Origin of the sequence: Pseudomonas sp. 32_A, from assembly GCF_017490905.1 — a bacterium.
GTDB lineage: Bacteria > Pseudomonadota > Gammaproteobacteria > Pseudomonadales > Pseudomonadaceae > Aquipseudomonas > Aquipseudomonas inefficax.
In genome coordinates, this window is sequence record NZ_JAFGYI010000508.1 from 1 (window position 1) to 239 (window position 239).

General features: G+C 62.8%; 1 protein-coding gene. It reads right to left on the reverse strand.

Annotated features, from left to right (window positions below):
- Positions 1-239 (reverse strand): amino acid permease (locus J5M58_RS27625; protein ID WP_207880706.1); only part of this gene is annotated, 239 nt, incomplete at both ends.

The following is a 239-nucleotide window of genomic DNA, read 5'->3' on the forward strand; positions in this document are numbered from 1 at the left end:
CCAGCAGGTCCTTGCGGCGCAGGGCCGGCTGCCCATCGTAGGTTTCTTTACGCACCGCCAACAGCACGGCGTAGGCCGCCGACCACAGGTAAGGCACCAGGATCATCGATGTGGCCAGGTAGATCAGCGACAGGTAGGTGCTGTTGGAAAACAGCGTGATCACCAGGAAGATCTGCACCATGGCGTTGGTCAGCCACAGGGCGTTGGCCGGTACCTGGTTGGCGTTCTCGCGGCGCAGG